Below are 2211 nucleotides of genomic sequence, written 5' to 3' on the forward strand. Positions count from 1 at the left end.
CCGGCGACTGGCCGCACACGCTCGCCGTGATCGAACGCGTCCGCGCGACGCTGCTGCCCGCGCTCGACGCGTGCGGTGGCGAGGAAATGCGTCAGCTGCTGCGCGGACTCGACGGCCGTTTCGTGCCGCCGGGGCCGAGCGGTTCGCCGTCGCGTGGCCGCCCCGACGTGCTGCCGACCGGCCGCAATTTCTACTCGGTCGACACGCGCGCGGTGCCGACGCAGGCCGCGTGGTCGCTTGGCCTGAAATCCGCACAGCAACTGATCGAGCGCCATCTGCAGGATCATGGCGACTATCCGCGCGCGATCGGCCTGTCGGTCTGGGGCACGGCGACGATGCGCACCGGCGGCGACGACATCGCACAGGCGTTCGCGCTGCTCGGCGTACGGCCGAAATGGGCGCACGGCAGCCACCGCGTGACCGACTTCGAGATCCTGCCGATCGAGATCTTCGACCGGCCGCGCATCGACGTGACGCTGCGCGTATCGGGCTTCTTCCGCGACGCGTTCCCGAACCTGATGCACCTGTTCGACGCGGCCGTGCAGGCCGTGGCCGCGCTCGACGAGCCCGAGGAGCTGAACCCGATCCGCGCGCGCATCGAGCGCGAACGCGAGAAATGGGTCGCGCAGGGCGTGGCGCCGGACGAAGCGCGGCGCCGCGCCGGCTGGCGCGTGTTCGGTGCGCGGCCGGGCAGCTACGGCGCGGGCCTGCAGGACCTGATCGACCAGCGTCGCTGGCAGACCGACGCCGATCTCGCCGACGCCTACCGCCAGTGGGGCGGCCATGCGTATGCGCAGAACAGCGCGGGCGATGCCGCAGCCGACGTGTTCGGCGAGCGGCTCGCGACGATCGACGTCGTCGTGCAGAACCAGGACAGCCGCGAGCACGACATCCTCGATTCGAACGACTACTACCAGTTCCAGGGCGGGATGACGGCGGCCGTGCGGCACCTGTCCGGGCAGCAGCCGAGCATCTACCACGGCGACCACGCGAACCCGGTCGCACCGAAGATGCGCACGCTGCGCGAGGAAATCGCGCGCGTGATCCGCTCGCGCGTCGTCAATCCGAAATGGCTCGACGGCGTGAAGCGCCATGGTTACAAGGGCGCGGCCGAGCTGGCGGCGACCGTCGACTACCTGTACGGCTATGACGCGACCGCGCGCGTGCTGTCCGACCACCAGTACGCGCTCGTCGCCGACGCGTACCTGTTCGACGACGCCACCCGCGCGTTCCTCGAACGACACAATCCGAAGGCGCTGCACGGCATCTGCGAACGCTTCGTCGAAGCGATGCAGCGAGGCCTGTGGCAGCAGCCGGGCGACTATCGCGAACGGATCGAAGCGGTCTGGCTCGCGAGCGAACAACTCCAGGAAGGGGGACGGCGATGACCGATCCGACGACGCACCGCGCCCGCGCGGTCTTTCCGTTTGCGGCGCTCGTCGCGCAGGATGCGCTGCAGCAGGCGTTGCTGCTCGCCGCGATCGACCCGTCGCTGGGCGGCGTGCTCGTGAGCGGGCCTCGCGGCACCGCGAAATCGACCGCGGCGCGCGGCCTCGCGGAGCTGCTGCCCGAAGGGCAGTTCGTCACGCTGCCGCTGTCGGCGAGCGACGAGCAGGTGACGGGTACGCTCGATCTCGCGCATGCCCTTGCTGAAAACGGCGTGCGCTTCCGGCCGGGCCTGCTCGCGCGCGCGCATCTCGGCGTGCTGTACGTCGACGAAGTGAACCTGCTCGCCGACGGGCTCGTCGATACGCTGCTCGACGTCGCCGCGAGCGGCGTGAACATCGTCGAGCGCGATGGCGTGTCGCACGCGCACGATGCGCGCTTCGTGCTCATCGGTACGATGAATCCGGAGGAGGGCGAGCTGCGTCCGCAGTTGCTCGATCGCTTCGGTTTGATGGTCGAGCTGGAGAACTGCTTCGACGCCGCGCAGCGCGAGCGGATCGTGAAGGCGCGGCTCGCATTCGATCTCGATCCGGATGCGTTCCGCGCGCGTCATGCATCCGCGCAACGTGAACTCGGCGGCCGGATTCACGCGGCGCGCGCACGGCTGGCAACGCTCGATTTCGACGATGCGGTTCACGCGCGCGTCAGCGCGCTGTGCATCGAAGCAGCGGTGGACGGGCTGCGTGCCGATCTCGTGATGCTGCGCGCGGCGCGCGCGCTCGCCGCGCTGGAGCAGGCCGATGCGGTGACGGTGTCGCATGTGGA

General features: G+C 70.0%; 2 protein-coding genes. Both read left to right on the plus strand.

Going from position 1 to position 2211, the window contains the following annotated elements; genetic code table 11:
• A partial coding sequence (locus G3N99_RS38685) for a cobaltochelatase subunit CobN (RefSeq protein ID WP_241012072.1) occupies positions 1 to 1388 on the plus strand: 1388 nt, incomplete at its 5' end.
• A partial coding sequence (locus tag G3N99_RS38690; protein WP_206125027.1) for an ATP-binding protein occupies positions 1385 to 2211 on the plus strand: 827 nt, incomplete at its 3' end. The genes G3N99_RS38685 and G3N99_RS38690, both read left to right, overlap by 4 nt.

The organism is Burkholderia sp. Ac-20392, assembly GCF_017104585.1.
Taxonomy (GTDB): Bacteria; Pseudomonadota; Gammaproteobacteria; order Burkholderiales; family Burkholderiaceae; genus Burkholderia; species Burkholderia lata.